Source organism: Nocardiopsis sp. iso_237 (assembly GCF_056173345.1).
This window is the reverse complement of sequence record NZ_CM149669.1, coordinates 2,958,403-2,984,378: the sequence shown is the minus strand read 5'-3', so window position 1 is coordinate 2,984,378 and position 25,976 is coordinate 2,958,403. Positions and strand designations below refer to the sequence as shown.

Genomic DNA, 25,976 nt, shown 5'->3' with positions numbered 1-25,976 from the left:
AGCCATCGGGGCACACTCGTCCCCGAGGATCCTAGAGACACGGCAGTCAGGCGCCTGACGACACCCGTGAACCAGCAACCCCTCCGACCCAGGGGCGGATGACTACCGGTTCGAGGGAACGAACGCTATTTCCGACGAGATCGTCCTCGCGGTCTCGAGCAGCCTGGGGGCATAGACCTGCATCAGGGCGGCCTCGGAGACCCGAACGGCATTGACCGATATGTTCAGAGCGGCTACCGCGACACCAGAGCGGTCGATCACCGGAGCCGCGATCGAGCGGACACCGATCTCACGCTCCCCCTCGTTGACGGCGAACCCACGATCCCGCGTCTGCTCGAATTCCTTCGCCAACGCGGCGGACTGGGTGATCGTGTTGGGCGTGAGTTCCTCATATGGCGCTCCGGCCAGGAAGCCCTCGACCGTGGCCGAATCAGCGAATGCCAGGAGCGCCTTGCCCAGAGCCGTCGCATGCGCGGGAAGACGGGACCCGACCTGCAACGGGATCATCCCACGACGCACCGGAACACGGGCCAGGTAGACGATCTCGGAACCGTCCAGCGTAGCGAGCGAGCAGGATTCATCAAGCTCTTCGGCCAGCACTCGCATGTGAGGCTGCGCCATTTCCCAGAAAGGAAGCGCGGACAAATACCCGAAGCCGAGACGCATCACCTTCGGCGTGAGCCAGAAGTATTTTCCGTCCGTCGCCATGAATTCTTGGCTGACGCACGTGAGCAGAATCCTACGCGCGGTCGGGCGTGTGTATCCCGTCTTTTCAGCAACCTGCGTGATGGTCGCCTTCGGCAGGGTTTCGGAGAACACTTGGAGGACGTTGAAAGCCTTGACAATGGAACCGATTTCCTCGTCCCTGCCCACCGGCACACTCCACACCTAGGTAGCCCTCCACCGCCTCAACGAGTGTACGCGGAGCCTTCAGCAACTCCGTATGACAGCAGGACCGCGCTGGCACGCCTAGGCCCGTTCGTCGTTCCCCGCCGCCCTGAGCTCCGGCTCCTCATCTCGTATGGACGCGGCCCGGAGGACGTGCGCCGTCGTCAACCTCGCCGCTTCCTCGGCGTCGCCTCGCGTGACCGCGTCAAGGATGTGGTCGTGGTCCTCCTGGAGCTCGCCCGCGTGTTGCGGAGTCCAGATAGTGGTCGACGGCGTGAACCTGACCCACAGTGCCTCGACGTACTGAAGAACCAGAGGCGAGGCCTGGGCATAGAGGGCGAAGTGAAAACGGCGATTCATGATGGAGAGCTCGGACGGTTCCACCGTTCCCGATCGCACCGCCTCGGACAGGAGGCGATGAGCTTCGCGCACCTCGGCGAGACCGGAGGGGCTCATCCTCTCCGTGGCCATGGCGGCGGCGACGGCTTCGGCTGCGGAGCGGAGGCGGTACAGGTCCTGCGCGGTGTCCGGCGTCAGTTCTCTGACCGAGGCGCCCTTGTGCGGCGAGTACGTGATCACCCCGTCGGCTTCAAGAAGCCGGAGCGCCTCACGGACCGGCGTGGGACTCACCCCGTAGCGCTTGGCAAGGACGGTCTGCTTGATCAGCTCCCCTGGGCGCAGGGCGCCGGAGGCCACCTCTTCCCGAATCCGATCTGCGACGTACGCAGTCAGACTCTGCGGCAGCTCCCGCGAGGGCGCACCGTTGACCATGGGGGGTTCCTCCGTGACGCTTCGTCGCGCTACCTAGGACAACTCTTCACTCAACACTCTATGGGATTTCCACATCCCCTGCCGGAAAGCTGATTGAACTCCGTGGTGGACATCACTCTATAGAGTATGTAGTCTCCGTTCGACCGGCTGGTGTGACGCAGGTCCCACTAGTCCAAGCAGGGACAACGGGAGGGCTCATGGACTCACATCTTGGTTTGACCTGGGACGTCGCGGAATGGATCGCCGATCAGAGGCAGCGTCCGCTCACCTCCGAGCTCGAGCACCACGTGCGACGCATGGTCCTGGATCACCTCGCGGGTGTCGTGGCCAGCTCCGGGGGGCCGGTCTCCCACGCAGTCGGGCTCCACGTGGCCCGCACTCATCCTGGAGACACCGCTACCGCCATCGGTCACGGACGCTCCTCGACTTTGGGAGCCGCGCTCCTCAACGGGACCAACGGACACGGGATCGAAGCGGACGAGGGCTACACACCCGGCAGCATGCACCCAACATCCGCGATCCTGCCCGCCGTCTTCGCGACCGCCCAGGAGATCAGCGCTCAGCCAGAGCAAGTCCTGGTAGCTGCCGCGATCGGCATGGAACTCTCGTGCCGCATCGCTGCGGCTGGGCATCCCGCCACCCGCAACAGGCACTTCCACAACACTCCCCTGGCCGGGGTCTTCGGTGCCGCGGCGGCCGTCGCCGCGCTCAGGGAACTCACGGTCGACGAGATCGCCAACGCACTGGGGATCGCCGGATCACACTCGGGCGGACTCTTCGAGTTCCTCAGCGGTTCGGCCGAGATCAAGCGGGTCCACCCAGGCAAAGCTGCTCGCGACGGCATCGTGAGCGCCGACCTCGCCGCGGCCGGCCTGACCGGACCGACCACGGTGTTGGAGGGGCCGGACGGCTACTTCGCAGCCTTCGCCGGGACGGTCGGCCAGGACTGGTTCCCCGAGATCGTCCGCAACGGCCTCGGCGAGCAGTGGGTCCTGCTCGACACCTACGTGAAGCCCTATCCCTGCTGTCGCCATCTACACGGAGCCATCGACGCTGTCCTGGCCCTGAGAGACGAGCACGCGATCGATCCGGACACCGTCACCGGTGTCTCGGTGGGAACCTTCGCCATCGCCGCCAAGCACGCCGGCACCAAGCTGGACACGATCCTGCAAGCACAGCTCAGTCTCCCCTTCACTGTCGCCGTCGCGCTCAGACGGGGCGCGGTCACCCTTACCGACTTCGGACCGCAGACCCGTTCGGACCCCGCGATCGGCCGCCTGATGGAGACGGTCACCGTCGGGATCGACGACGCGGCCGACGCCGACTACCCGCGCAGCGGCCGACCGGCGGAGGTCACGGTGACCTTGGCCGACGGGACCACACTGCGCCACCGGGTCCAGTATCCCTACGGGGAGCCGGCCAACCCACTCGGCGACCGCGCTCTGGAAGACAAGGTGTGCGGGCTCTGTGATCCCGTCATCGGGGCTTCGCAGACCCAGGAGCTCATCGAATCCGTCTGGCGCTTCGACGACCTGTCCTTCCTCGACCACGTCGACACCGCCGTGCGCTCGGGCACCGAGACGCCACGGTCCGCGTAACCCCCTCGGACGACTGATCAAGGAGCCAGCCATGCAGGTCGGCATCAGCCAACTCGAACTCACCTACGGCGACCACCGCGCCATCAGGAAACTCGACCTCACCATCCCCGACGGGCAGTCCGTGGTCCTACTCGGCCAATCCGGCTGTGGGAAGACGAGCACCATGCGGTGCGTCGCCGGTCTGGAATCCCCGAACGGCGGAACCATCACCATCGGTGACACCACGGTCTTCGACGCCAGACGCGGCAAGGTCGTCCCTCCGTACCGGCGCAACGTGGGGATGGTCTTCCAGTCCTACGCGGTCTGGCCGCACAGGACCGTGTTGGAGAACGTCGCGTTCCCGCTGAAGATGAAGGGTCTGCCCCAAAGCAAGCGCCGCGCCCAGGCGCTGGGGGTGCTCGACGTCGTCGGACTCGCCCACCTCGCCGACCGCAGCGCGAGCCTGCTCTCGGGCGGCCAGATGCAACGTGTCGCCCTGGCCCGTTCCATGGCCATGGAACCCGGCGTCCTGCTGTTGGACGAGCCGCTGTCCAACCTCGATGCCCGCCTCAGGGACGACCTGAGGGTCGAGCTGCGCCGCATTCAGGTAGAACGCGGGCTCACGAGCCTCTACGTCACCCACGACCAGCAAGAGGCCCTGGCCCTGGCCGACCAGATCGCCATCATGCAGGACGGACGCATCACCCAGTCCGGGCCACCTGAGGAGATCTACCATTCTCCCGCGAGCGCCTCGATCGCGGAGTTCCTCGGGGTCACGAACATCTTCACCGTCAATCCCTCGCAGGACACGCCAGGTGTCCGTCTGTCGGAACATGACGTGGTGATCGCCAGCGACTCCAGTGTTCCGGCGGGAGCCTCAAGCGTGTGTATCCGACCCGAGGACATCGTGGTCGACGTCGACCCCGCTCCCCTCACGCCTTCCCGAGCCGCGGAGGTCAACGCGTTCACGTGCACGGTCGACGTGGCCGTCTTCCAAGGGGCGTCGATTCGGTGCAAGCTGACCACCGACTTCGGCATGAAGCTGGAAGCCATCTGTCCGCCACCCGCAACCGGGTCCCTCTGCTCGGGCGCACGCGCGGTCGCGCGCGTTCACCCTCGGCACGTGCGCGTGCTCCCCGACCAGGTCGAGGTACCCGCGCCCCTGGAGGCGATCGCGGCATGAGCACCACCCTGACTCGCACCACCCCGTCTCCCCCCCAAGCACCACGACCAGCCAACGCCCCGAAGGGGCGCGCACGACTTCTCAGCCTGCCCCTGCTCGCCCTGGTCGCCTTCTTGGTCCTGGTTCCCGCGGGGTTCATCCTGCTCGCCGCGTTCAGCCGAGACGTTCCACGACCGGGAAGCATCGCGCTCTCTCCCACTCTCCAGAACTTCGCGGTCCTGGCTGAGCCAGGGGTGCTGAGCGCGGCCCTGAACTCCTTGGTCATCGCTTTGCTGGCGACTCTGCTGGCCCTGGCCATCGGTGGGTTCCTTGCGTTCACGGCATCCCGGACGGACGTTCGGTGGAAGGGTTTCGTCTTCCTCATCGGCTTGATGCCGCTGTTCCTGCCGTCCTACGTGGGCGCGCTGGCCTGGTCCATCCTCGGCAGCCCCGGAGCGGGTCTGGTCAACATCGCGGCTCGTGACCTGGGCGCGAGCGGGTTGATCAACATGTACTCCCTGACCGGTGTGGTCGTGGTGATGGCGATGTACTACGCCCCCTACGCCTTCTTGATGATCCACAGTTCCATGACGATGATGAATCCGGATCTGGAGGACGCCGCCGGGGTTCACGGGGCGTCGGCGGGGCGGATGATTCGGTCCGTCACGCTGCCGCTGTCGCTGCCCGCCATTCTCGGTTCGGGTCTGCTCATCTTCATCCTGGTCTTCGAGAACTTCCCCGTCGCTCAGGTCCTGGCCACGCCGGGGGGTATCGAGACGCTCCCGACGTTCATCTACAAGCTGATGAACTCCTCCCCCTCCAGGGGTAACGAGGCCGCCGTGCTCGCCGTGATTCTGGTGGCCATCGTGCTGGTCGTGACGCTGGCTCAGAGGCGGTTCCTGAGCAAGCGCTCGTTCACGACGGTGACCGGCAAGGGCGTCAAGCCTCGGACCTTGGCCCTGGGAGCCTGGCGGACCCCGGTCCTGGCCGCGGCCCTGATCTACTTCACCCTCTCCATCGTCTTGCCGCTGGGAGCCCTGTTGCTCTCCGCTGTGCGCACGTCTCCGTACATGAGTTCCTTCGCCTCCCTCACCGAGCCCGGGGCGTTGAACGCCGGCTCCTTCTCCGAGGTCCTGACCTCCGACACCTTCACCTCCGCCGCCACCAACAGTGTGGTCGTGTCGATCCTGGCAGCGGTCGGTGGAACGGCGCTCGCGTTCGTCGTCGGCTACACGGTCTACCGAACCAAGGCGCCCGCACGAGCCGCCCTGGAATCGATCTCGATGGTTCCGCTCGCCATTCCCGCCGTGGTGCTGGGGATCGGGTTGCTGTGGACCTGGCTGGTCATGCCTGTTCCGGTCTACGGGACGCTCTGGGTGCTGGTGATCGGCTTCATCGCCGTGCAGATGCCGCAGGGGTTCCGTGGTGTGGCCTCCTCGATCCAGGCCACCGACCGCGATCTGGAGGACAGCGCCGTCATGCTCGGCGCCCGCCGCCCCCGCGCGGTCGCCTTCGTCACCCTGCCCCTGATGCGCGTGGCCCTCCTCTCGACCTTCCTGCTCCTACTGATGTTGAGCATGCGCGAGCTGACCGTCCCGCTGTTCCTCTACACGAGCGACACCCAGATTCTGTCCATCGCCATCTACGACCAGTTCGAGAACGGTGGTGCCCTGCGCGAGGCCTCGGCGACCGCGCTCATCTACTGCCTGATCATGTTCCTGCTCAGCTACCTGCCCCGCCGCATCAGCGCGAGGAACGGAGCCACCGGTGCCTGACACACAATCCGGAAGAACGAGTCGGCCGCGCGCCCTGTGTGCCCTCACCGCAATGCTCGTACTACTGGTGTCGGCCTGCGGCCAGCCACCGGAGTCCAAGGCCGACCAGGCGGCCCGCCTTCTGGAGCCCCCCACCGTCGAGACGGACGACGGCCTGCGCATCGACGGAGAGTTGATCGCTGACGCCGAACTCTACGAAGCCGCACTGGACCGCCACGTCGTCCTGTACTCCGCCACCGGCAAGGAGGCCGAGGACCTCACCGTGGCGCGCTTCGAGGAGGAGACCGGTATCAGGGTCCGTCTCACGCGACTGCCCAACAACAAACTGGCCGAGCGCGTCCTGTCCGAACACGGGGCGGACCAACTGACCGCCGACGCCATCCGTCTCACCGACCCGCCGACCGCCCAGCGGTTCGCCGAGGTCGGCGTGTACGCCCCCCACGAAACGGTGTTCGCCCAACTCCTGGAGGAACAGGGCGCACCGCAGAGCGAGGGTTATTTCACCGGCTACTACTTCGTCAACGTGCTGGCCTACAACTCGGCCATGATCACCGAGGACCCGCCCACGGACTGGCAGGCTCTGGCGGACCCTCAGTACGAAGGCCAGACCGGGATGGTCAGCATCTCCACCGGCGGCACCCTGAAGGCCCTGACCCGGTTCCAGCTCGAGACCTACGGCACCGAGTTCCTCCAGGCCCAAGCCGAGCAGGGACCGCGTGTGTTCAACTCGACCTCCACCCAGGTCGACGCCTTGGCGCGCGGGGAGATCGCCGTGGGGCCGGTCAGCTTCAACAACGCCTTCGCCGCCGAACTCGCCGGAGCCCCCATCACGCTTGTCGTGCCCGAGGACGGCGTTTCGGCGTCGCAGGGCCCCCTTGGGCTGACGCCCAAGGGCACGGACAATCCCGCGGCGGAGGTGTTCGCGAACTGGTCGCTCTCCAAGTCCGGGCAGCGCTTCGCGGCCGCCCAGGGATTCGTCCCCGTGCGGACCGACATCGGCACCGTGCCCTCGGGGGACTACCAACTCCCCCTGGCTGACTCACCCCGCTTCCACCTACTGACGGAGGAGGGCTTCGCCGAGCACGCCCGCGAGGACGAACAACTCTGGCAGGAGATCTTCGACGTCCTGATCTGAACCCCCCACACCGATGTACCTACTCGAAGGGCAGCGAGCACGACCATGACCGACAACGCACTCGTGGACTCCGTCCGGGGCTTCGCCCAGAAGCACCTGGCCGAAGGGGCCCTGGAACGAGCCCACGACCCCCGCTACTCCTGGGAGATCGCCGAGCTCCTCGGCAAGCAGGGGCTCCTGGGGCTGACCATCCCCGAAGAGGACGGCGGACAGGGGGCCGGGCTGGCGAACGCCGTCGCCGCCATCCAGACCGTCGCCCAGTACTGCCCCAAGAGCGCCGACATCCTCCAGGCCGGCAACTTCGGCGCCATCCGCACCTTCGCCCAGTTCGGCACGACCGATCAGAAGGACCGATACCTCGGGGATCTCCTCTCGGGCCGGGCCCTGATCGCGTTGGGCATGAGCGAGCCCGAAGCCGGTTCGGCCGCGACCGAGCTCACCACGTCCGCGACCGAGGACGGCGATGATCTCCTCATCAACGGCACCAAGATCTGGTCCACCCACAGTGTCGACGCCACGCTGTTCCTGGTCTACGTCCGGTTCGGTCCCGGCACCAAGAACATCGGCTCAGTCCTGATCGAACGCGACACCCCCGGTTTCACGATCGGCCAGCCCTCCACCTACATGAGCGGAGAGACCTGGGCGCAGCTGTATTTCGACGACTGCCGTATCCCGCGTTCCCACGTCCTCCTGGGGCCAGGCGGGTTCAAGAAGCAGATGAGCGGGTTCAACGTCGAGCGCATCGGCAACGCCTCGCGTTCCCTGGCCCTGGGGCGGCTCGCGTTCTCCATCGCCCGCGACCACGTCAGTCAGCGCACGCAGTTCGGCCGTACGTTGAACGAGTTCCAGGGCCTTCAGTGGAGCTTCGCGGAATCGGCCGTGGCCTTGGACGCCGCCGAGGCCCTGCTCGACAGGGCGGTCTCCAACGCCGAGGAGGGGTTGCCCTCCGCCTACGAGACCTCGGTGGCCAAGCTGGCCGCCAACGAGGCGGGGTTCCGCGCGGCCAACGAGGCCATGCAGGCCATGGGGGCACTCGGCTACAGTACCGACACGCTGGTGGAGTACTGCATGCGGCGCACACGAGGGTGGATGATCGCGGGAGGTTCCACCCAGATCCTCAAGAACCGCATCGCCGAAGAGATCTTCGGCCGTCGGTTCAGCCAGAGGGGATGAGCATGACAACCAGCACCGCACCAGGCCCCGACGTGCCCCCCAAGGAGCCCGGCCCCGTCACCCTCCACCAGCAGAGCACTGTCGCCGTCCTCACCATCGACAACCCCCCTGTCAACGCGAGTACCGCCCAGGTACGCACCGGGCTGCTGGACTGCCTCGCTGAGGCGACCGCGGACACATCGGTCACCGCCGTCGTACTCATCGGCGCGGGACGGCATTTCATCTCGGGTTCGGACCTGCGCGAGTTCGCGGGCGAACTGCCCCGCCCCGAACTGCCCGAGGTGATCGCCGCGGTGGAGGCGTGCCCGAAACCGGTAGTCGCCGCCTTGTCCGGCTCAACGTTGGGTGGAGGGTTCGAACTGGCGCTGGCGTGTGACGCCCGCGTCGCCCTGGCAGGCGGCAGGGTGGGACTGCCCGAGGTCACCCTGGGCATGATCCCCGGAGCGGGCGGGACCCAGCGCCCCCTGCGGTTGCTGCCCCCCTCGCGCGTGCTCGAACTCGTCACTTCCGGACAGACGCTCACGGTGGAGCAGGCGTGCGAGGAGAGGCTGATCGACCTTGTCGTGGAGGGGCAGCTCCGGGATGAGGCCATCGGCTACGCCAGCCGTGCGGGTGACAAACGCACACTGCGTGACATGCCGGTGATCGACAGCGCCCCTGGAAGCCTGGAGGCCGCAGCGTCCCGCGCCCTGAACCGGTACGGGGCGCGGCCTGCGATCACTGCGGCGATCGGAGCCGTGCTCACCGGCCTCGCCCAGCCCGTCGACAAGGCGCTGGCCCACGAGCGGGCGGAGTTCAACAGGCTCAGAACGAGCCACGAAGCAGCCGCTCACCGCCACCTGTTCTTCGCTCGCAACGCCACGACCCGAGGCGCGGGCGGGTCAGGTCGTCCCGCAATCAGCCGAGTGGGCATCGTCGGCGCGGGAACGATGGGGACCGGGATCGCCCGGGCGTTCGCGGACGCCGGTGTGTGCGTCACGGTGGTGGACAACGACCCGGCGGCCACGGAAAGGGCGAAGGCAGTTCTGGAGGGTGCCTACACGCGGTCGGTCTCCAGCGGTGCGCTCACACCGCAGGCAGCGAAGGAGCGTCTGGCGCGGGTGGAGACGAGTGAGGCGCTGGAAGCCCTGACTGGATCCGACCTGGTCATCGAGGCGGTCATCGAGGATCACCGGGTCAAGACCGAGGTCCTGGCCGCGCTGGAGGACGTGGTCGGTAGCGATGTCACTCTGGGCACGAACACTTCGTATTTGGACGTCGACGCTCTGGCGAGTGAACTACGGGATCCCTCCCGCCTGGTGGGTACGCACTTCTTCGGCCCCGCCCACCGCACGAAGGTGGTCGAGGTGGTCAAGGGCGCGCACACCTCATCAGGCGCTCTGGGGCACGCCTTGGCGGCAGCTCGGGTCCTACGCAAAGTTCCGGTCATCGCAGGGGTGTGCGACGGGTTCATCGGCAATCGGATCTACAACGCCTATCGTCGCCAGTGCGAACTGCTGGTTGAGGACGGGGCCAGCCCGGAGGACGTCGACGCGGCGCTGACCGGGTTCGGCTTCGCGATGGGTCCCTTCGCCGTCTCCGACATGTCGGGGCTGGACGTCGCCTGGCACGCGCGCCGCAGACGCGACCCCGACCGGGATCCACGCGAACGCTACCCCGACATGGCGGACCGATTGGTCGAGCTGGGTCGCCTAGGGCAGAAGACCTCAGTCGGCTGGTACCGATACTCGAACGGGTCGAAGGAGCCGCTCCCTGACCCGGCGGTGGCGGACCTCATCAAGGTGTCTCGGCGGAACAAGGGGATCACCCCTCGCGCGGTGGCCGGTGACGAGATCCGGGAAAGGGCTCTGATGGCCATGGCGAACGAGGCCGCCCTGCTCCTGGAGGAGGGGATCGCCGAGCGCGCGTCGGACGTGGATCTGTTGTTCACCCTCGGCTATGGGTTCCCCGCTCATGAAGGGGGGATCTGTTTCTGGGCCGCGCACCGGAGCACGTCGGAACTACGGGCCGCACAGCAGCGACTGGCCGAGGCCACGGGTTGGGGTTTCCGTCCCGGCGATCTGTCCCTCCTGGGGTAGGGGTGTCGGGCCCGGTACCCCCGGGCCCGACACCCGCGCTGGTGCTGCCCTCAACCCTGCGAGAACACACCCTGCTGCATGACGGAGGCGACGACGCCCCCACCGCGTGTGTAGATGAGGCCACGCGCCACTCCCAGGCCGGAGGTGCTGGCCGGGCTGTCCTGGACGTGGAGCAACCAGTCCCCCGGACGTGGAGTCGCGTGGAACCACAAGGCGTGGTCGACACTCGCGACACGACGGTGACCGTGGCCGCTGAGTTCCCCTCGTGTCCTGGAGACCACAGGCAGCATGGAGCGATCGGAAGCGTAGGCGAGGATGGCCCGCCACACGTTCTCGTCCGGCTCCTCGATCGGAGCCGCACGAAACCAGAAGCACCTTGGGGCGTCTTCGGCCGTGTCCACGTACCGCACGTCCAACGGGCGCGAGGCGGTCCGCCAATCGGGCCCGGGCGGCCAGTTGAAACCGTCGGCGGGGAAGTCCCTGAGGCGACGTTCGTGCAGATCGGGGAGATCCTCGGGATCTGGCACTTCGGGCATCCCGATGGGCTCGACCGGGCTGGCTGTCCTGGGCCCGTTGAAGGTCAGGTGGGCCAGGGCCAGGGTTTTGCCGGCTTGCTCGACCGTGACCGAACGAACGGAGAAGGAGCGGCCGTCGCGCACCCTACCCACGTGGTACGAGATCTCTTCCTGGGGTCTCCCCGCTCTCAGAAAGTAGATGTGGAGGGAGTTGACCACTCGCTCCTCGAAGACGGTACGAGCGGCGCCCAGGGTCGCCTGCGCCAGGATGTGACCGCCGAAGAGTCGCTGGTCGAAGCCAGCCGGAGGATGCCCGATGAAAGTGCCGGTTCCCTCGACGGTGGTCACCGCGAGTCGATCGACCAGCGGGGTTTCGTTGGCTGGCCCGGATGTCGATGACTCGTCGCCCCGCCGCTCAACTGCGGTGTGTTCGCTATGGGAGGGCTCTCCGTCTGGTTCTGGTGCACTCATAACTCTGGACAATACTCTATAGAGTATGGAGGATGGTGGGTGCCCGCTCACGGTGAGCGGTCGCCCACGTGGAGTCCGGATTCGCCAACAGAAGGAGCCGACCCATGAGCGATACCAGCAAAACCTTGGCCGCCCCACTCCTCAACCCGTCGAGCATCGCCATCGTCGGCGCCTCGAACAATCCAGCCAAACCCAACGGTCGCCCGCAAAGGTTCCTGACCCAGGCCGGATACCGGGGCAACGTCTATCTGGTGAACCCCACGAGGGAGACCGTCCAGGGCGAGAAGGCGTGGCCCAGTCTCAGCGCGCTCCCGCAGGTACCGGACCACGTCTACGTGATGACCGGCACCGAGCAGGCCATCGAGGCCGTCGGTGAGTGCGCGCGGCTGGGCGTACCCGTCGCGACCGTCCTCTCCGCCGGATTCGCCGAGGAAGGCGAGCAGGGCCGGGAACGCGAGGATCGTCTGCGCGAGGCCGCGGCGGGACGGGTCCGACTCGTCGGCCCCAGCAGTCTGGGTGTGGTCAACCCGCGCTCCGGGGCCATGATCACCGGCAACGCCGCCTTCGGTGAGCCGGACACCCCCCAGGGGGGCACCTTCGTCGCCTCCCAGTCCGGCAGCGTCATCGGCGCTCTCGTCAGCAGGGCTCGCGGCAGAGGAGTGGGCTTCGCCGGGCTGGTGTCCACCGGAGGCGAGGCGGACCTGTCGGTGGGCGAGATCTGCCAAGCGACACTCGACGACCCGGAGATCACTTCCTACGCACTGTTCCTGGAGTCACTGCGTCACTCCCGGGAGCTTGCCTCGTTCGCTCGGGCCGCTCAGGAGGCGGGCAAGCCCGTCGCGGTCTACAAGCTCGGCCGGTCAGATGAAGCGGCTGCGCTGGCCGTGTCACACACCGGTGCTCTCGCGGGTGAGGACTCGGAGTCGGAGGCGTTCTTCAAGGCGTGTGGATTCGCCCGCGTCGGCCACTTCGAGGGGCTGATCGAAGCGCCCGCGCTCCTGAGGCGCATCCCGGCGTCCCCCACACGGCGAGAGCCGCGGATCGGAGTCGTGACGACCACCGGCGGCGGGGCCGCCATCATGGTGGACCAGCTCGCGGTGAAGGGACTGAGCATCGCCGCCCCCAGCACCAAGCTGGTCGACGACCTTACCGCTGCCGGCGCGCCGATCCCCCACAGCCTCATCGCCGACCTGGGCCTTGCCGGAGCACGACACGACATCGTCTCCAACGCCCTGCGGCTGATGCAGGACAGCGGCGAGTTCGACCTCATCGTGTTCGTCATCGGATCGTCCGCACGTCTGAACCCCGAGCTCGCCGTACAGGCGATCGCTGAGAGAGGCGGCCACGAGGTTCCCCTGGTCGCCTTCGCTCTCCCGGAAGCCCCAGACGCCGCCCACCTCCTCAACTCGTCCGAGGTACCGGCGTTCCGCACACCCGAGACATGCGCGGACGTCATCGCGGCTGCGTTCGATCGCCGTGTGAGCACCATCGCGACCACGACCGGGCTCCTCGCCCCCGGGACCGCCGGGTCGCACACGCTCGACGAGAGCGACTCGGCCACTGTCCTGGAGCGACGGGCGATCCGCACTCCCGCATCCGCGGTCATCGACATCGCCACGATCGACTCCCCCCTCGACCTGTCCTTCGGGTTCCCCGTCGTGGTCAAGGCCCTCTCAGCGGATCTCCCCCACAAGACGGAGGCCGGCGGAGTCGTCCTCGGCGTCGCCGACGAGCCGGGAATCCGTGACGCGACCAAACAGATCGTCGCCAACGTCGCCGAGTTCGACCCTCGTATCACCATCGACAAGGTGCTGGTCCAGCAGATGGCGGGTGCGGGGGTGTGTGAGGCGCTCGTCGGCTACAGAGTGAGCCCCGACGTCGGCCCTCTCGTCGTCCTCTCGACCGGCGGTGTTCTGGCCGAGGTCTTCGCCGACACTTCGGTGCGCCTGGCACCGGTCACCTTGGAGACCGCGCACGAGATGGTTCAAGAGGTGAAGGGGCTGGCTCCGGCCCGGGGCTACCGCACCGGCGCCGAGGGAGACATCGATGCCCTGGCCGCTGCCATCGTCGCCGTCTCACAACTGGCCGATCACGAGCCCGACGTACTCGAAGCCGAAGTGAACCCACTGCTGGTGGGCGTGAAGGGGGCCGGTGTCACCGCATTGGACGCCCTGGTGCGCGTGACCGACTGACGCCTCGACGGTCCTGGGCCCCTGAGAGCTCAGGACCGTCTGCTCACACCTCGACGTCGGCGATGCGGGCGGGGAGGACAGCATCGCGCGGTCTCCACAAACCGCACCGGTCCGAGACCGGCATCGAAAGTTCGAACCCGTCAGGGCCCCTCGCTGTACAGGACGACGGCGAGGCCCTGCCCCACCCCGACGCACAGCGCTGCCAGCCCGCAACTCGTGCGCGAGCGATCCGACGGGGCGAGCCCCGGAGGCCCCGAGCGGGCGCCCCAGCGCGATAGCGCCACCATTGGATCTGACGATCTCGGGGCCCAGATCCCTCCAGGCACGCAGGCAGGCCAGGGCTTGGGCGGCGAGAAAGCCTCGTTGAGCTCGACGGCGGTCAGGTCGGCCCAGCCGACCCCGGCCCGTTCGAGCGCGATCTCGGCGGCACGCACCGGCCCGACTTCCTTCCGTGCAGATTGCTAGCACTAGTACCTGGGAGATTTTTGCGAGACGCGAACGTCCCCTAACGGCTCCCAACCACCGCGAAGCGAATGCTTGTAAGCGCAGGTCGCTGCGACGCCGAAACTACCTCGACACGGCAGAGGTCTTGTCAGGCAACGGATCAAGGCGCCCCTGTTTTCCCCATTCGCCGCGATCTGCTCGCCAGTTGGCAGCGAACCATCGTCCTGTCGGTTGTCCAAAGCCCACTTCCCGGCGTCTCGCTGCACTTTGGGTGGCGGCCGATCGTTGTTGTCTGCCTCGATGTGGTCGACGTCCCCCGAGCTCGAACCTTGTTCTTGCACCACGCGCAGGTGCCGCGCCCCCGGGCCCTCAGAAGTCCTCTTCGCCTCTGCACCGTCCCCACGAAGGCCCTCATCGGCGGAGTGCGTACGCTCTGCGTCAGCAGTTCGTACGCCGTGCGCGGCCGTGCGGAACTCCCGCATCAACAACTCGTACGCCCCGATCAGGGAGAAGCTCGGCCAAGCATGGATGATCCGCGACCACACCGAGGGTCGGCCACCGCGACGTTGGCCGCCAGCGACGCGGCCAACCCGATGATCAGCAGACTCCAAGGCAGCAGACCACCCTCACGGCCGTTGCGCGCGTCGCTCAGCAGCGTCATGGAGGAGGCGACGATCATGCCGTCGACGGAGAGCGGGAACAGGGCTGCGCGCCACTCGGGCTCACCGTGACGCAAGGCGAGTTCGTACATGTGCGAGTAGGAGACAACCGCTGCGATCACGGCCAGCATCAGAACGGCGGCGATGGTTGTCCAGCGAGACCAAAGGGAGGGGTCCTTCACCGGTTACCACCGTCCAGCGACAGGTCAGTGCTCAGGACCAAGGTGCTCTGACCCCGTGGGGGAATGGTTGAAGTCCCCTGCGGACTCCGCCCCACGGCAGGACTACACGAACGTGCTCAAGATCTACTTGCGTAACTCAAGCGCTGAACTCGGGAGGGCCCTGTGGCCGGAGGTCTCTCCGCCGTCGAGAGCGATCATACGATCGCAAATTCACCCATCACACCGTTGCAGGACCAGGAATCTCATCCTCTTCAGTGTCGCCCTCAGCGTCGTGGTCCCCGTACTCGGGATGGTCGCAGTCCGCCCGGTAGGCAAGATGCAGTGGCACGGGGCGCACAGTTCGATAGTCCCATCCGACCGCTTGGTCACACATGCGAGCAATGAGCACAGCCAGATCGCCAGGCTCCCAGCACCCCTCTCGGGGGACAGTGATTTCGATCCTGCTAGTCGCGTGCATGTCCTTGGCCATGTGGCTGGGTACGACTTCATGGAAGTGTTCTCGCATGCGGTCCGTGCCCAGGCGCTGCGGTGACATGCTTCCCTGGTGTTGGTGGGAGTCCTGGGTGAAGAGCCAGCTGGTTTCGCCTCCTTTACCGTGGGAGAACAGGATTCTCTTCGAGTACGAAGGCTTCATCGTTCGAAGTTCGTCCTTGCGCTCGCGGTAGGCGGTAGCGGGCCTGGGCGCGTGGGCCCCAAGGGCGATTCGGGTGATGGCGACATCGACCCCGTCCTCGATGAGGCCCCTTCCGGGGAGCGGACCGGTAAGCGAGGTATTGCCACCGAGGGTGGGGTAGATGCTCTGCGCCCCCTCCTTGTCCGCGACAAGGACGACTCGGTTGGTCTCTTGCGGGAGAATCAGGCTATCCAGGGCGGTCTCGACGTGCTGACGCACCTCTCGGGCGCCTTCGCCGTCGCGACCCCAATTCTCCTCTCCGATAATTCCCGCATGGAATGCCGCGGCCCCTTCAGCCAGACGCAGCCATCGACCCTTGTCGTACATTTCAAAGCGTGTCGGCGTTTGAGGATCTGTGCCCAGGTGGGCTGCCACCAGCCGGACGACGAGCTTGGATGACTTCTTTGCCTGCCCGCGAACTCGTTTGTAATTGTGACGCCGGAAGTAAAGGCCCACGACTGTGGTCGGCGCGGACAGAGGTGACTTTTTGCGGATTCCGGGCGTCGCGCATGTCGCGAAACTGACGCGGTTGTCGATGATCCCGCAGTTCTGAAGGACGTTGCGGAGCGCCGACCGAGCAGGGTGATCGACCTTGGTGTCCTCGTCGCCGTCGCCCTGTCCCTCAGCGTTGAGGAACTGGCTGACGATGCCTGCTTCGGCAAGAGCTCGCCGGGTGGGGAACTTGCCGTCATTCTCGGCTCGAGTCCCGTTCCAGTTGGTCTCGCAAATAGCGACGACGAGTTGGTCGGGGTCAGTTGGCTTCAGACAAGGAGTCTTGCTGATGATGGCGGCTCGGTCGTGGATTCCGTGCATGACGAGTTCGGGTGACTTGCACATGACGAGGGTGACACTTGGGGTGATGTCGATCGCCGCCCCGTCGAAGGCGTCTTCCGGACCGGCGAGATCCGGGGGAAGGGCGAGGCCTTGTTCCGTTGTCAGTTCTTTAAGAATACGGAGTGGTGTGGTGTCCGAGTGGTAGAGGACGGCGATTCGGAGTGAGCGCCATCCGGCGTAGTTCACGGCTTGCTGAAGTTTATCCAAGGGGATCGGGCCGCGTGTGAGGCTCTTTTCGGGGATGTTGTAGCTTGTCGCATCGTAGATGAGCGGATCAGTGCCCAGGACGTCGCTGATGTGGGTGGCCATACGCAGGGTGAAGTAGGCACCAACACCTTTGCCGATCTTGTGTTTGCCCTTGCTTCGAAAGACGGCCCGTACGGTGTCGGGGGCGGCGTCTGCCTGTTCGGGAAGCGTGAGCGGTTCCAGGCCGCACGCTTGCACGATCGCGGCCGTGTGTCCACGGAACCTCGTTTCCCAGACCAGATTGCCGTTAGGGTCGGTGACCTTGTCTCCGTTTTCGTCCCGGAGGGGCAGAGATCGCACGGGGACCCGAAGGATAGTCGGGAAACGGGGGTGACGCACGTGAACAGTCTTGATGTTCTTGTAGGTGCGAGCGACCCGTGTGATGTGGCAGTCGACGCGAACGACGGGACCGGGGTGACCTCGCAGCGTCGTACCCACAGCTGATACGTAGGCCATGCCGAGCTCGGTGCGCTCGTTCTTCTGACCCTTGTATGTCGTGTAGAAGAGTGGGTAGTCCCAGGCGATGAGTGTCCTTCCCGTGCTGACCTGGAACGGTGTGGTGCTGTCATTGCGCGCGGCGTCCACGAGAGGGTGCGGGGCGAGCGTCTTGATGACGGACCAGCCGACCGCGTCTTTCCACCACCAAGGTCCAGTGATGTTGTCGGCCTCGTCGTGTTCGAGCGCCTCTGCCAGCGAAAGGATCCGTGTCCCTTCGAAGTCGACGTACTGGCTCAGCCATTCCCCGGTCCGTGGCGGTCCGTAGGAGAGTCTCTGCCAAGCGTCGAAGCAGGTCCTGGTCCGTTCAGGGAGGAGCGGTCCGTCCGAGACGAGCAGGCTGCGTTGGGAGAGTGGCGCGTCGTTGTGTTCGTTATTGCGCACAGTGATGATCACCATGTGTCCGGTCACTGCGGCCAGTGCGGTGCGCAATGCCCCGTGCGGGGTGGTAAACCCTTCCTTGGGGCGCCACCTCTTGGCCAGCCGATCCCACAGACGGGCGAAGTTGGGGGTGAGCGGGTAGACGTGCACCTCGCCCATCTGTTCCGCGGTGAGTGGGTAGTCCAGGGTGTAAAGGCGTCGAGGATAGCGGGCCATCAGGTGTTGGTCCCTTCGTCGGCGAAACTGAAGATCGCTCGAAGCGTGCTGCCGTAGATGTTCTCCAGGAGCGAGAGCTGTCCGTCGCGCTTCCACTGGTCACGCAGATCGCCGATGAGTCTGGGCAGGTCGCTGCCGGTGGAGGTGTCGTGGAAGGCGTGGTCGGCGAGGTAGAGCTCGCCCCGGTCTCCACCGCGGCGAACCCTGCCGCCCAGTTGGATCATGCCGATGAGCATCTCCGCGACGATGGACAGACGTACTTTGTCGGGTAGGGCCTGGAAGTAGTGGTGCGTACGGAAGAGCCCCTCATACACCCCGGTGGAGGTGACGGCCAGGTCGTGCAGCATCTTCGCGGGGTCGCTGGTGGGCCGGGACGTGGTGTAGGCGTGGCTGGAGATCAGTGCGAGCAGCTGGGCTGGCTCGTCCATGAGGGGGATGGGACGCACCGCCAGGACGACGTGACCGACGAGTGAGCGCCCGGTGGTGTCCACCATGTTCAGCCCGCGCTCAGCGATGGCCAGCGGCGCGATGAGAACTTTCGCCTTCGGGTGGTGGGGGAAGCTCTCAAGCGCGTCCGAGGAGATCTCGGTCCAGGTTGGCCTGCGACGGTAGTGGTTGGGCAGGGTGTTGAACTCTCCGGTGTCGACTCTGGTGGCGACGGCGATCGTCTCGGGGTCAGCGCCGGCGGAGATCATGCCCTCGGCCAGCTGCGCGGCGCCGATGTAGGACGTGCACGCCACCAGGATGCGAGCTCGGTGCTGGGTCGCGGGCCTGTTGGCAAGCTTTTTGAGGTTTTGGATCACGTGCTGGCCCCACAGGGCGCGTCCCATCTTCTGGTGGGCCATGTCCCGGCGAACGTCGGAGCTGCCAGAGATACGGATGCCTACACCGGTGTCGTCCTTCAGACGGAGGGGGCGCAGTCTGAGGGTTCCAGTGATGTCGTCGGGAACGTACCAGGTGGGTTCGACGATGAGATGGTGCATCGTGCCGCCCGGCATGTAGGCGGTGGCGGACATGCCGATGACGATCCGACGGCGCCCGACCAGGGCCAGGGCAGTGGTGTCGCCCAGCTGGACGGTGGAGGCGTGAGGGTCGTCCGTGAACGAGGTCAGCGCCAGTTCGGAGCGGTGTTTGTCCTCGTCGTCGTGGGCGGCGTTGAACCCGAACACCGGAGCGCCGAGTGGGCCGTAGGGGGCGGCGCGCCACTGCTTGTTGTCGTCGAGCATCTCGACGAGTTCATTGGCGGCGGTGATACCAGATGCCTTGAGCGGCGCTCCCGAGCGGGACATGTACTCGACCTGGGCACGGATCTGTTCGAGGTAGGCGCGGCGGACCAGGAGGTCAATCAGAAGCTCCCGGTCCTGGGCGGACACCGTCTCTGCCAGGAGAGGGGTGATCGCGTCAGCGATCCGCGTGTGCGCCCCGGCGTAGATGGGGTCCTCCCCGTTGCGGAGGTTGCTGGTCTCCAGCAGAACGCTGCGAAGACGCACCAGTCGGTCCTTGCTGTCTGTAACGCCTGGCACCGGGGGTACGTCCTGTTCCAGTGCGATGGCGGCCTCGTCGCGGGGGTCGAACAGCGTTTGGAAGGTGTCGTTCTGTTCGCGGCTGGGCGTGTCCTCCTCCGGGATCCGCCACAACATGCTGGTGCACCAGGAGTCCCAGCGTCGGGGCAGGATGAGTCGCCGGCGATTGGAACGCTGGGGTCCCCTGTCCTGCGGCCCGGTTTGGGCGATACGCCCGTGGGCGGCGTTGCTGACATAGCTTTCCGCCAGGAACTTGGCCTGCGCGATCTTGGGGTGGATATGCCGTTCGAGGTCGTACGTCAGCTGGCCTGAGCGCGAACTGAACTGTTCGCTGAGTTCCTGGAGGGCGCTGGGGTGACGACTGTCGTAACGGGCGAGCGTGACGTGGTGGGCGCTCTTGGAGAAGCCGGTGGCCTGGTAGGAGTCCACCTCGTCGATGAGCACTTGGTGGCACAAGTGCAGGACCGCCTCCTCGATCGTCATGCTGTTGCGGATAACCCCATTGGCGATGACCGGGATGTGCATCCGGCCGGACATGAGGTTGATGTGGTTGGTCACGATGATGTCGGCGCGCGCAAGGTCCGTCTGAGCACGGTGTTTACCGCAGAGCCCATGCCAGAGGCACCGGTATCGCTGTTTCTCCCCGGTATCGGGGTCCAGGCCTTCCAGGCTTGTGCAGGGTTCTTCGCCCGGCTGCCAGAGATCGACGTCCTGGACGTTGGTCGACTTGGCTTGGAGGGGGCAGCCGTAGGCGAACTCTCCGAAGGCGTCGCCCGCTTTCTCGCCCCTGCCAGCGTCGGTGTGAGTCCTGGCGAGCTTCTCAGCCGCCTTCTGCATGCTGTTCGGTGAGAGCAACGGCACGACCCGTGCAGTCTTGTGGCCGAGTTTCCGAAGCTCCTCGCGCAGCGTCAGGGTGAAGTCCAGGACGTTGTCGTTGCGCGGGACGACGATGCAGGTGACCAAACCATGTTCGACTCCCCATTCGGCGAGGAGTTTAGCCAGGATGCTCTTTCCGGATCCGGTGCAGGCACTGAGAACCCTGATCGTTCCCGCCGTGAGCGTCAGGGCATCTGCCCCCAGAGGGTGCCCGTCAGCGGTGCGCAGGTGCTTGGTCAGTCGGTCCAGGCACGCCCGGCGATGTGTCTGGTTGAACGCATCGTCCGCCTTGATGGCGATCTCACGTAGTTCGGGGATCGGCACCTTCTTCTCAGTCATATCCACAGGCCGTCCCAGGTCCGGTAGGTCTGGAGCTGCCTTGTCCTGTTCGGAGTCAAGGACGTAGTTGGCCTGGATGACTTGGTTTCCAGGGCTGGAGGGATCGGGGATTCGGGTTCTCACCTGAAAGTGACCGTTGGTCGCGACGGGGCGGGTCCGTCGCTCCTCCGCTGCCTCCCAGCGCTCATCCAGAACCCCAAGGATCCTGTCCACCAGGGCGGTGAGTGTTCGGTGCCTTTCCTCTGTGACGACGAAGTGGTCTTCGTCCAGCAGGGCGAACCCCTCGGGCATGTCAGGGTCGGAGATGACCGCCTCAACGGTGTTCCGGAACGAAGCGAGGATGGCCAGACGGCCTTTCCGGTGGAAGAGAAGCCGGGCGATGCGCCGACACTCCTCGTCAGCGAGCCGTTGGTAGTTGTCCCACAGGTGTGTGTGGCCGGTGATGAGAAAGTGCGCGTCCCTCAGAGCACCGGCGATCCGGAACTCCTCGTCCGCACGGTTCTCGAAGAGTCGTACCGCCATGGTCATGGCGCCCAGGGTCACCAGATGGCGGCTGCTCATCTTCGTCAGTGAACCGCCCACTACGCCCCCGCTTTCAGGGCCCGGCGAACCCTGGACTTGAACTGGTGGACGGTGCAGGGCGTGAACAGATCTTTAGGAAGTGAACGGCGCAGCTGGGGGATCTGGCCACGGCGATAGTCGGGCACCACGACGTAGCGCACACGGGGCGGCCTCGCCGCGATCTTCGAGGGACTGCAAGTATCCTTCAGGTCCACCTGGAACTCGGTGGGTCCTGCCTGCACGGTGATGTCCCACCGATCTTTGTGGGGCCAGCGCTGAACACCCGCCTCACCGATGCCGCTCTGAGCCACCAGCCAGTCCATGAGCTGGACTTCCGTGACACCGGGAACGGTGATGTAGCGCCAAACCGCTTCGTGGACGCACACAACATCTTCCGCATCGTGCGCCGTTACCTGAGACGGGCCCCCGATCGTCGGTGTTCCGTTCTTGCTCTCCCCAACTCGGAAAAGGCCGCGGTGCTGTCCATACCGGCAGTGGAGTGTGCCGCCACTCACGTGCATCGGCCAACGGCACACAGGGCAGGGGACGTACCAGGACCGTGCCTGCCAGATGAACCGCTGGTCAGGTGGGATCGGCACATGCGCGCCCGTGTGCAGCGCTCCCCGCTTCTGCAATTCATAGGTCACGGTCTCGTAGGGACCCGCTGGGACCTCGATCAGTAGGCGGCGCGTCGCCACGTACTCGTCCTGACCCGCGGAAACGAGCACCCCGTAGACAGCTCGCTCCACTTTTTCGAAGGCTTGGTGGGCCCACTGGGGGATCTTGTCCGCCGCTTCGCCGTGGTTCTCGAATAGTGCCTCGGCGTAGTCAGATCCGTACTCAACCGCGTCAGCAGTGAGAAAATCGTTTTCCTCTTCGAGGATCGAAAACGTGCCGAGGTCGTCAGGAAGGTCGTCCCAGGGCAGTGCGACCCACTCACGCATCGGCTGTCTGAGGTTCCTGATCATGTCAACGGGCGTGGCTGGTGCAGTACCCGGTGGCAGGAAGCTCAGCATGACGCCATGCATGCGGGAGACCTCCCGCCACGAATCCGGATCAATGCTCCGAACACTCCACGCCTTCGCGGCCCGAAGAGCAGCGGTAGTGAGGCCTCTGACCGTCTGGTCCCTGGCTTCTAGTGCGTTCTCCCGATGCACAGCACCTCGCAGCACCATTGATTTCAGAACGTCTGTCTAGCTCAAGAGAAAGTCTTCTCCAGTCCTACTTCCGACACTTCCAGCGCACTCCACAAGAGTTCACGTTTGAGGAATAATGCGTCGGCTGACCCGATCATAGCGAACCATGATCAGGCCATCAGGAAAACCTCAAACCCAGCCAGGCGACAAATGTTATATGTGGCAAATAAATGCCATATTAACGTCCATCTTTTTTCCCAAGTTCTCACATTGGCTGAGGTCGGTGCCCCGCTTGCCCACCAGAGCTCCGGGGGCGCGGGCTTCGACCCGGGGACCTTGGATAAGCTGGGACGGTGCCCGGAACACCAGACCGCCGAACGCCGAAACCACCGCCACCCCGGGAACCCCGGTTCCTCCAGCCCTGGCAGCGCGCCCTGCTGTGGTCCCTGGGCGGCATCGCCTTCCTCGCTGGGACGATGTCGGTGTTCGTCACCGAAAACGGCAGTGGGTCCTTGGCGGCTGGTCTTCAGCGGGTTGTCACTTGCCGTGGCCGTACTGGGGGACCGCATCGAGCACTTCGAGTTCGGCGGTGCCAGACTCCGGCTCCGAGCCGCCGCGGCCGATCGTTACGCTCAGGCTGACCAGGCCGAAGAGGACGGGGACGGTCAAGGCGCCGCCCAACTGCGCGACGAGGCCCGCACGCTGTTCGACGCGGCGGGTTCGCTCCTTGCCGACTACCGATCGACACGGACCAGCATGCCTTCGGGAGCCGCCCGGGTCCGCGCGTTGGAACGGATCATGTCGCGCACCCGCCACCTGGCGACAACACGGACCTTCGCTCCGCACGAGGTTCGCGACTGGCTGAGGAGCGGCAACGACGAAGAACGCATCACCGCACTCGGGCTGATGCAGGCCAACGCGCCCCTGCGCGACTTCGACACCCTTCTGGCCGTGCTTACCCAACCCCGCAGCGCCTTCGAGCACTACCAGGCCATGGTCCTAGCCGAGCAGATGCTCGATGACCTCGACCCCGAACAGCGCCGTGACCTCACGACGGCCCTGCTCACCGAACAGGTCCAGAACCTACGCCCGACCAGTGACCGCCGCGTTCTCAGCGACGCCATACTCCAGACCCTCACCCCCAGCAGTTGACCCCGTCTGGCCAGACCCCTCAGGTCCGGTCCAGGGGCCCCTGAACCTGCGGTGTAGACCAGACCCCCATGTATGTCAGACCGGAATGGGACGATCCCCCTCGCAATACAGTTCCCCACACCGAGGGTGACGACTCTGGGCGATATCTCCCACCAAAGGACTACGGGGTTCGGCGATGGCCCGGCGACCCCTGATCGTCCACGTGTGGTCGCCCCCAACCGGCGGGAGTAGTTCCGTGCTCAGCAAGACCACGCTGCTTGACCAGCCGACCCCAGCGCTCCTTGCGGTGGAACTGCTCCGCGATCACTCGCCCCTCTGGCAGCTTCCCTGTCTCACGTTCACGGGCGAGAGCCCACTGCCAAGCTCGGGTCTGAAATGGAGTGAGCGGCTGGGGTGACTCCTCCCGTCCCGACGAATCCATAACATGCAGACTTCCGCCCATGGAGGGCCCTTCCTCGATCTCATCACCCTTAGCAGCGTGCTCATCTTCTGCGGACGCAGTGCGCACGCACTGCGCGGTCGTGCGGAACTCGCGCATGAGCAGCTCGTACGCACCGATCAACGCAAACGATGGCCAGGCGTGAATGATCCTCGACCACATCGTTGGATCTGCGACAGCGACGTTCGCTGCCAGGGAGGCCGCAGAACCGATGATCAGCAGAGCCCAGGGCAAGAGACCGCCCTTGCGGCCCTGGCGGGCGTCGCTGAGTAGCGTCATGCTCGCGCCCACGATCATGCCGTCGACCGAGAGCGGGAACAGGGCGGCTCTCCACTGGGGTTCGCCGTGGTGCAGGGCGAGTTCGTACATGTGGGAGTAGGACACCACCGCGGCGATGCCCGCGAGCATCAGCACGGCGGCGATGGTCACTGCTCGTGACCAACGGGAGGGCTCCATCACGATCACTTCTTTCGTGTGATCGAGAGACCTTCACAGCAGCGGAGCCGCCGGTGTGGGTGGTGGGAGACGACCGTCTCCCACCACCCCTGGGAGATTCTTGGGAGACAGGAACGTCCCCCAACGGCTCCCAACCGCCGCGAAGATCCCTCAACAGAACCCTCTGACCTGCACTGATACTGGTTTTCACAGGTCACCGCAAGACCCCGTACTACCAGAACCTGGTCATCGTGGCCGTGTCGCTGGGCTTCGGCATCCTGTCGATCGTCGCGCCCGACTTCTTCGCGACCTTCCCGACGTGGGCCACGATGATCCTGCACTCGGGCATCGTCACCGCCACCGCGTCCGCGCTGGTGCTCAACGTGGTCTTCAACGTCCTCGGCGGCAGGGACCGTCCGGAGCGGGCCGATTCCGCTCCCGTGGCCTGAGCCGCCTCCCGTGCGGGCCCCGGGTCCGGATGGAGCTGGTCGACCCGACGGGGCACCGGCGACGGCTGTCGTCCAAGCCTGCCCGCGCTTCGCGTGGGCAGGCTTCCGGTCGCGCAGCACCAACCTGCCTCACCACGGCCCTGGGAACGCCTACCGACCGCTGCTCACCGCGTCGCGAACCTCCGGACGAACCACCGGGTGAGCACCCCATCAACCGCCACCGCCTCGGGCGACTGGGGAGCCGGTGCGAGCCCAGGCTCGTCGGCCAGCGGGTGGGCCAGGCCCGGCACCGTCGTCAGCTCGACCTCCTCCGGACGCGCGTACCGTCCACGAAGTTCGCTGACCAGGGAAGAAGCGTCTTCACGCAACGACGGGTGGTCGTGCTCGCCGCTGACCAGCAACAGTGGTGGCTCCCCACTCAACTCACCGGCGCGGGCGACGAAGTCCAGGCCCTCGGCCGCCCCACGGGAATCGGCGGTCCAACCGTAGGGCTGGCCGAGCCCGGCGGCGAGGAGTTCGACGCCAGTACTCACCCGCACGGCCGGGTTGACGAGCGCGACCGCCCCGATCGGAGTCGGCGGGGCCGTGAGGACCTGCAGCGCCACCGCCCCGCCGAGCGAAGCGCCGAGGACACCGATGGGCTGGTCGTCCACCGGTAGCTGACGGCGCAGCTCGGCCAGCGCGGCCGGGAACTCCTCCACGGCCTGGCGGATGATCGGGCCGAAGTACGCCAACAGGATGTCCTCGCGAGCGAGTTCGACGTGTCTGTCGAGACTGCCCCCGACCATCCGCGGACCGCACAGCGGCATACCCAGGTGGACCCGCCAGGAAGGGACACCGGCCATGGGCAGTGCCGCCGCGAAGGCCGCGTCGGTGCGGGGCGCGTCCAGCATGTGCCAGGTCACGATCAACCGCGCGGGGCCGTCGCCAGTCCCGGACGGCGGGAGGGCGGTGAAGGGCACACCTGCGGCTGTACCGGTGATCGCGTCCATACGCACTCCTACGGCTTTCGGGGGTGGATCGCCTCACCGTAGGGGAGGTCGGCCGGGCGCGGACGCCCTTTCTGCTGCGGGCAGAGGGCCAGGGCCTCGGCGTCCTCACCGCCTCACGCCTCGTTCGGATTCGCGTCGGTCCCACCGCTCTTGTGAAACGCGACCTTCCTCTGGCGTGCTACGACTTCCATCAGCCTCGTGTCGCGA

The 25,976-nt window shown here is 66.0% G+C and carries 18 protein-coding genes and 1 pseudogene; 9 read left to right on the top strand and 10 right to left on the bottom strand.

The window, feature by feature from the left end; genetic code table 11:
- Positions 1 to 102 precede the first annotated feature (102 nt).
- Both AC0VYM_RS13635 and AC0VYM_RS13630 read right to left on the bottom strand, forming a co-directional pair.
- A complete protein-coding gene (locus AC0VYM_RS13635) occupies positions 103 to 873 on the bottom strand; it encodes an IclR family transcriptional regulator domain-containing protein (RefSeq protein WP_475462641.1) in 771 nt (256 codons plus the stop codon).
- A 96-nt stretch (positions 874 to 969) separates the two neighbouring features.
- Entirely contained in the window at positions 970 to 1,659 is a 690-nt protein-coding gene (locus AC0VYM_RS13630) for a GntR family transcriptional regulator (RefSeq protein ID WP_475462640.1), read from the bottom strand.
- 197 nt (positions 1,660 to 1,856) lie between these two features.
- Between AC0VYM_RS13630 and AC0VYM_RS13625 the strand changes: the two genes are divergently transcribed.
- From AC0VYM_RS13625 to AC0VYM_RS13600, 6 genes are read left to right on the top strand one after another with little or no spacing between them, the layout of a single operon-like run.
- Complete coding sequence (locus AC0VYM_RS13625; protein ID WP_475462639.1) at positions 1,857 to 3,257, top strand: MmgE/PrpD family protein; 1,401 nt, start codon at positions 1,857 to 1,859, stop codon at positions 3,255 to 3,257.
- A 31-nt stretch (positions 3,258 to 3,288) separates the two neighbouring features.
- On the top strand, positions 3,289 to 4,419 hold the full coding sequence (locus AC0VYM_RS13620; RefSeq protein WP_475462638.1) for an ABC transporter ATP-binding protein: 1,131 nt from the start codon (positions 3,289 to 3,291) through the stop codon (positions 4,417 to 4,419).
- Positions 4,416 to 6,173 (top strand): ABC transporter permease, encoded by a 1,758-nt coding sequence (locus AC0VYM_RS13615; RefSeq protein WP_475462637.1) that lies wholly within the window; start codon positions 4,416 to 4,418, stop codon positions 6,171 to 6,173. Before AC0VYM_RS13620 ends, AC0VYM_RS13615 begins: the two co-directional genes overlap by 4 nt.
- 52 nt (positions 6,174 to 6,225) lie before the next feature.
- Positions 6,226 to 7,308: an ABC transporter substrate-binding protein gene (locus tag AC0VYM_RS13610; RefSeq protein ID WP_475462636.1), complete on the top strand. Its 1,083-nt coding sequence runs from the start codon at positions 6,226 to 6,228 to the stop codon at positions 7,306 to 7,308.
- Between the two features lie 45 nt (positions 7,309 to 7,353).
- Positions 7,354 to 8,481 (top strand): acyl-CoA dehydrogenase family protein, encoded by a 1,128-nt coding sequence (locus tag AC0VYM_RS13605; protein ID WP_475462635.1) that lies wholly within the window; start codon positions 7,354 to 7,356, stop codon positions 8,479 to 8,481.
- Positions 8,482 to 8,483: 2 nt separating this feature from the next.
- Entirely contained in the window at positions 8,484 to 10,559 is a 2,076-nt protein-coding gene (locus AC0VYM_RS13600) for a 3-hydroxyacyl-CoA dehydrogenase NAD-binding domain-containing protein (RefSeq protein ID WP_475462634.1), read from the top strand.
- 50 nt (positions 10,560 to 10,609) lie between these two features.
- Here the strand turns inward: AC0VYM_RS13600 and AC0VYM_RS13595 are convergent, their stop codons facing one another.
- On the bottom strand, positions 10,610 to 11,422 hold the full coding sequence (locus AC0VYM_RS13595) for an acyl-CoA thioesterase (RefSeq protein WP_475462633.1): 813 nt from the start codon (positions 11,420 to 11,422) through the stop codon (positions 10,610 to 10,612).
- Positions 11,423 to 11,649: 227 nt separating this feature from the next.
- Between AC0VYM_RS13595 and AC0VYM_RS13590 the strand changes: the two genes are divergently transcribed.
- Positions 11,650 to 13,737, top strand: a complete 2,088-nt coding sequence (locus tag AC0VYM_RS13590; RefSeq protein WP_475462632.1) for an acetate--CoA ligase family protein — start codon at positions 11,650 to 11,652, stop codon at positions 13,735 to 13,737.
- A 140-nt stretch (positions 13,738 to 13,877) separates the two neighbouring features.
- Here AC0VYM_RS13590 and AC0VYM_RS13585 read toward each other — a convergent pair.
- The 5 genes and pseudogenes from AC0VYM_RS13585 to AC0VYM_RS13565 form a co-directional block, all read right to left on the bottom strand.
- Positions 13,878 to 14,180 (bottom strand): annotated as a pseudogene (locus tag AC0VYM_RS13585) (3-oxoadipyl-CoA thiolase); the annotation flags it as partial.
- Between the two features lie 503 nt (positions 14,181 to 14,683).
- The gene (locus AC0VYM_RS13580) at positions 14,684 to 14,962 is read right to left on the bottom strand and encodes a DUF2637 domain-containing protein (protein WP_475462631.1); all 279 of its coding nucleotides are present in this window, start codon (positions 14,960 to 14,962) and stop codon (positions 14,684 to 14,686) included.
- A 277-nt stretch (positions 14,963 to 15,239) separates the two neighbouring features.
- Positions 15,240 to 17,867 (bottom strand): RNaseH domain-containing protein, encoded by a 2,628-nt coding sequence (locus AC0VYM_RS13575; protein ID WP_475462630.1) that lies wholly within the window; start codon positions 17,865 to 17,867, stop codon positions 15,240 to 15,242.
- Positions 17,867 to 21,166 (bottom strand): hypothetical protein, encoded by a 3,300-nt coding sequence (locus tag AC0VYM_RS13570; protein WP_475462629.1) that lies wholly within the window; start codon positions 21,164 to 21,166, stop codon positions 17,867 to 17,869. Before AC0VYM_RS13570 ends, AC0VYM_RS13575 begins: the two co-directional genes overlap by 1 nt.
- Before the next feature lie 20 nt (positions 21,167 to 21,186).
- Positions 21,187 to 22,341 (bottom strand): restriction endonuclease-related protein, encoded by a 1,155-nt coding sequence (locus AC0VYM_RS13565; protein ID WP_475462628.1) that lies wholly within the window; start codon positions 22,339 to 22,341, stop codon positions 21,187 to 21,189.
- 507 nt (positions 22,342 to 22,848) lie between these two features.
- Between AC0VYM_RS13565 and AC0VYM_RS13560 the strand changes: the two genes are divergently transcribed.
- Positions 22,849 to 23,454, top strand: a complete 606-nt coding sequence (locus AC0VYM_RS13560) for a hypothetical protein (protein WP_475462627.1) — start codon at positions 22,849 to 22,851, stop codon at positions 23,452 to 23,454.
- A 160-nt stretch (positions 23,455 to 23,614) separates the two neighbouring features.
- Here AC0VYM_RS13560 and AC0VYM_RS13555 read toward each other — a convergent pair whose 3' ends face one another.
- A complete protein-coding gene (locus AC0VYM_RS13555) occupies positions 23,615 to 24,349 on the bottom strand; it encodes a DUF2637 domain-containing protein (RefSeq protein ID WP_475463031.1) in 735 nt (244 codons plus the stop codon).
- 230 nt (positions 24,350 to 24,579) lie between these two features.
- Here AC0VYM_RS13555 and AC0VYM_RS13550 point away from each other — a divergent pair, with 230 nt between their 5' ends.
- Positions 24,580 to 24,777, top strand: coding sequence for a hypothetical protein (locus AC0VYM_RS13550; RefSeq protein ID WP_475462626.1), 198 nt, complete (start codon positions 24,580 to 24,582; stop codon positions 24,775 to 24,777).
- A gap of 164 nt (positions 24,778 to 24,941) precedes the next feature.
- Here the strand turns inward: AC0VYM_RS13550 and AC0VYM_RS13545 are convergent, their stop codons facing one another.
- Positions 24,942 to 25,769, bottom strand: a complete 828-nt coding sequence (locus AC0VYM_RS13545) for an alpha/beta hydrolase family protein (protein ID WP_475462625.1) — start codon at positions 25,767 to 25,769, stop codon at positions 24,942 to 24,944.
- Positions 25,770 to 25,976: the final 207 nt, after the last annotated feature.

What these genes read in the sequence shown, in the direction of transcription:
- AC0VYM_RS13630 (WP_475462640.1), bottom strand. Translation starts at nt 1,659, where the DNA reads ATGGTCAACGGTGCGCCCTCGCGGGAGCTGCCGCAGAGTCTGACTGCG.
- AC0VYM_RS13625 (WP_475462639.1), top strand. Translation starts at nt 1,857, where the DNA reads ATGGACTCACATCTTGGTTTGACCTGGGACGTCGCGGAATGGATCGCC.
- AC0VYM_RS13620 (WP_475462638.1), top strand. Translation starts at nt 3,289, where the DNA reads ATGCAGGTCGGCATCAGCCAACTCGAACTCACCTACGGCGACCACCGC.
- AC0VYM_RS13615 (WP_475462637.1), top strand. Translation starts at nt 4,416, where the DNA reads ATGAGCACCACCCTGACTCGCACCACCCCGTCTCCCCCCCAAGCACCA.
- AC0VYM_RS13610 (WP_475462636.1), top strand. Translation starts at nt 6,226, where the DNA reads ATGCTCGTACTACTGGTGTCGGCCTGCGGCCAGCCACCGGAGTCCAAG.
- AC0VYM_RS13605 (WP_475462635.1), top strand. Translation starts at nt 7,354, where the DNA reads ATGACCGACAACGCACTCGTGGACTCCGTCCGGGGCTTCGCCCAGAAG.
- AC0VYM_RS13600 (WP_475462634.1), top strand. Translation starts at nt 8,484, where the DNA reads ATGACAACCAGCACCGCACCAGGCCCCGACGTGCCCCCCAAGGAGCCC.
- AC0VYM_RS13590 (WP_475462632.1), top strand. Translation starts at nt 11,650, where the DNA reads ATGAGCGATACCAGCAAAACCTTGGCCGCCCCACTCCTCAACCCGTCG.
- AC0VYM_RS13575 (WP_475462630.1), bottom strand. Translation starts at nt 17,867, where the DNA reads ATGGCCCGCTATCCTCGACGCCTTTACACCCTGGACTACCCACTCACC.
- AC0VYM_RS13570 (WP_475462629.1), bottom strand. Translation starts at nt 21,166, where the DNA reads ATGAGCAGCCGCCATCTGGTGACCCTGGGCGCCATGACCATGGCGGTA.
- AC0VYM_RS13565 (WP_475462628.1), bottom strand. Translation starts at nt 22,341, where the DNA reads ATGGTGCTGCGAGGTGCTGTGCATCGGGAGAACGCACTAGAAGCCAGG.
- AC0VYM_RS13555 (WP_475463031.1), bottom strand. Translation starts at nt 24,349, where the DNA reads ATGGAGCCCTCCCGTTGGTCACGAGCAGTGACCATCGCCGCCGTGCTG.
- AC0VYM_RS13545 (WP_475462625.1), bottom strand. Translation starts at nt 25,769, where the DNA reads ATGGACGCGATCACCGGTACAGCCGCAGGTGTGCCCTTCACCGCCCTC.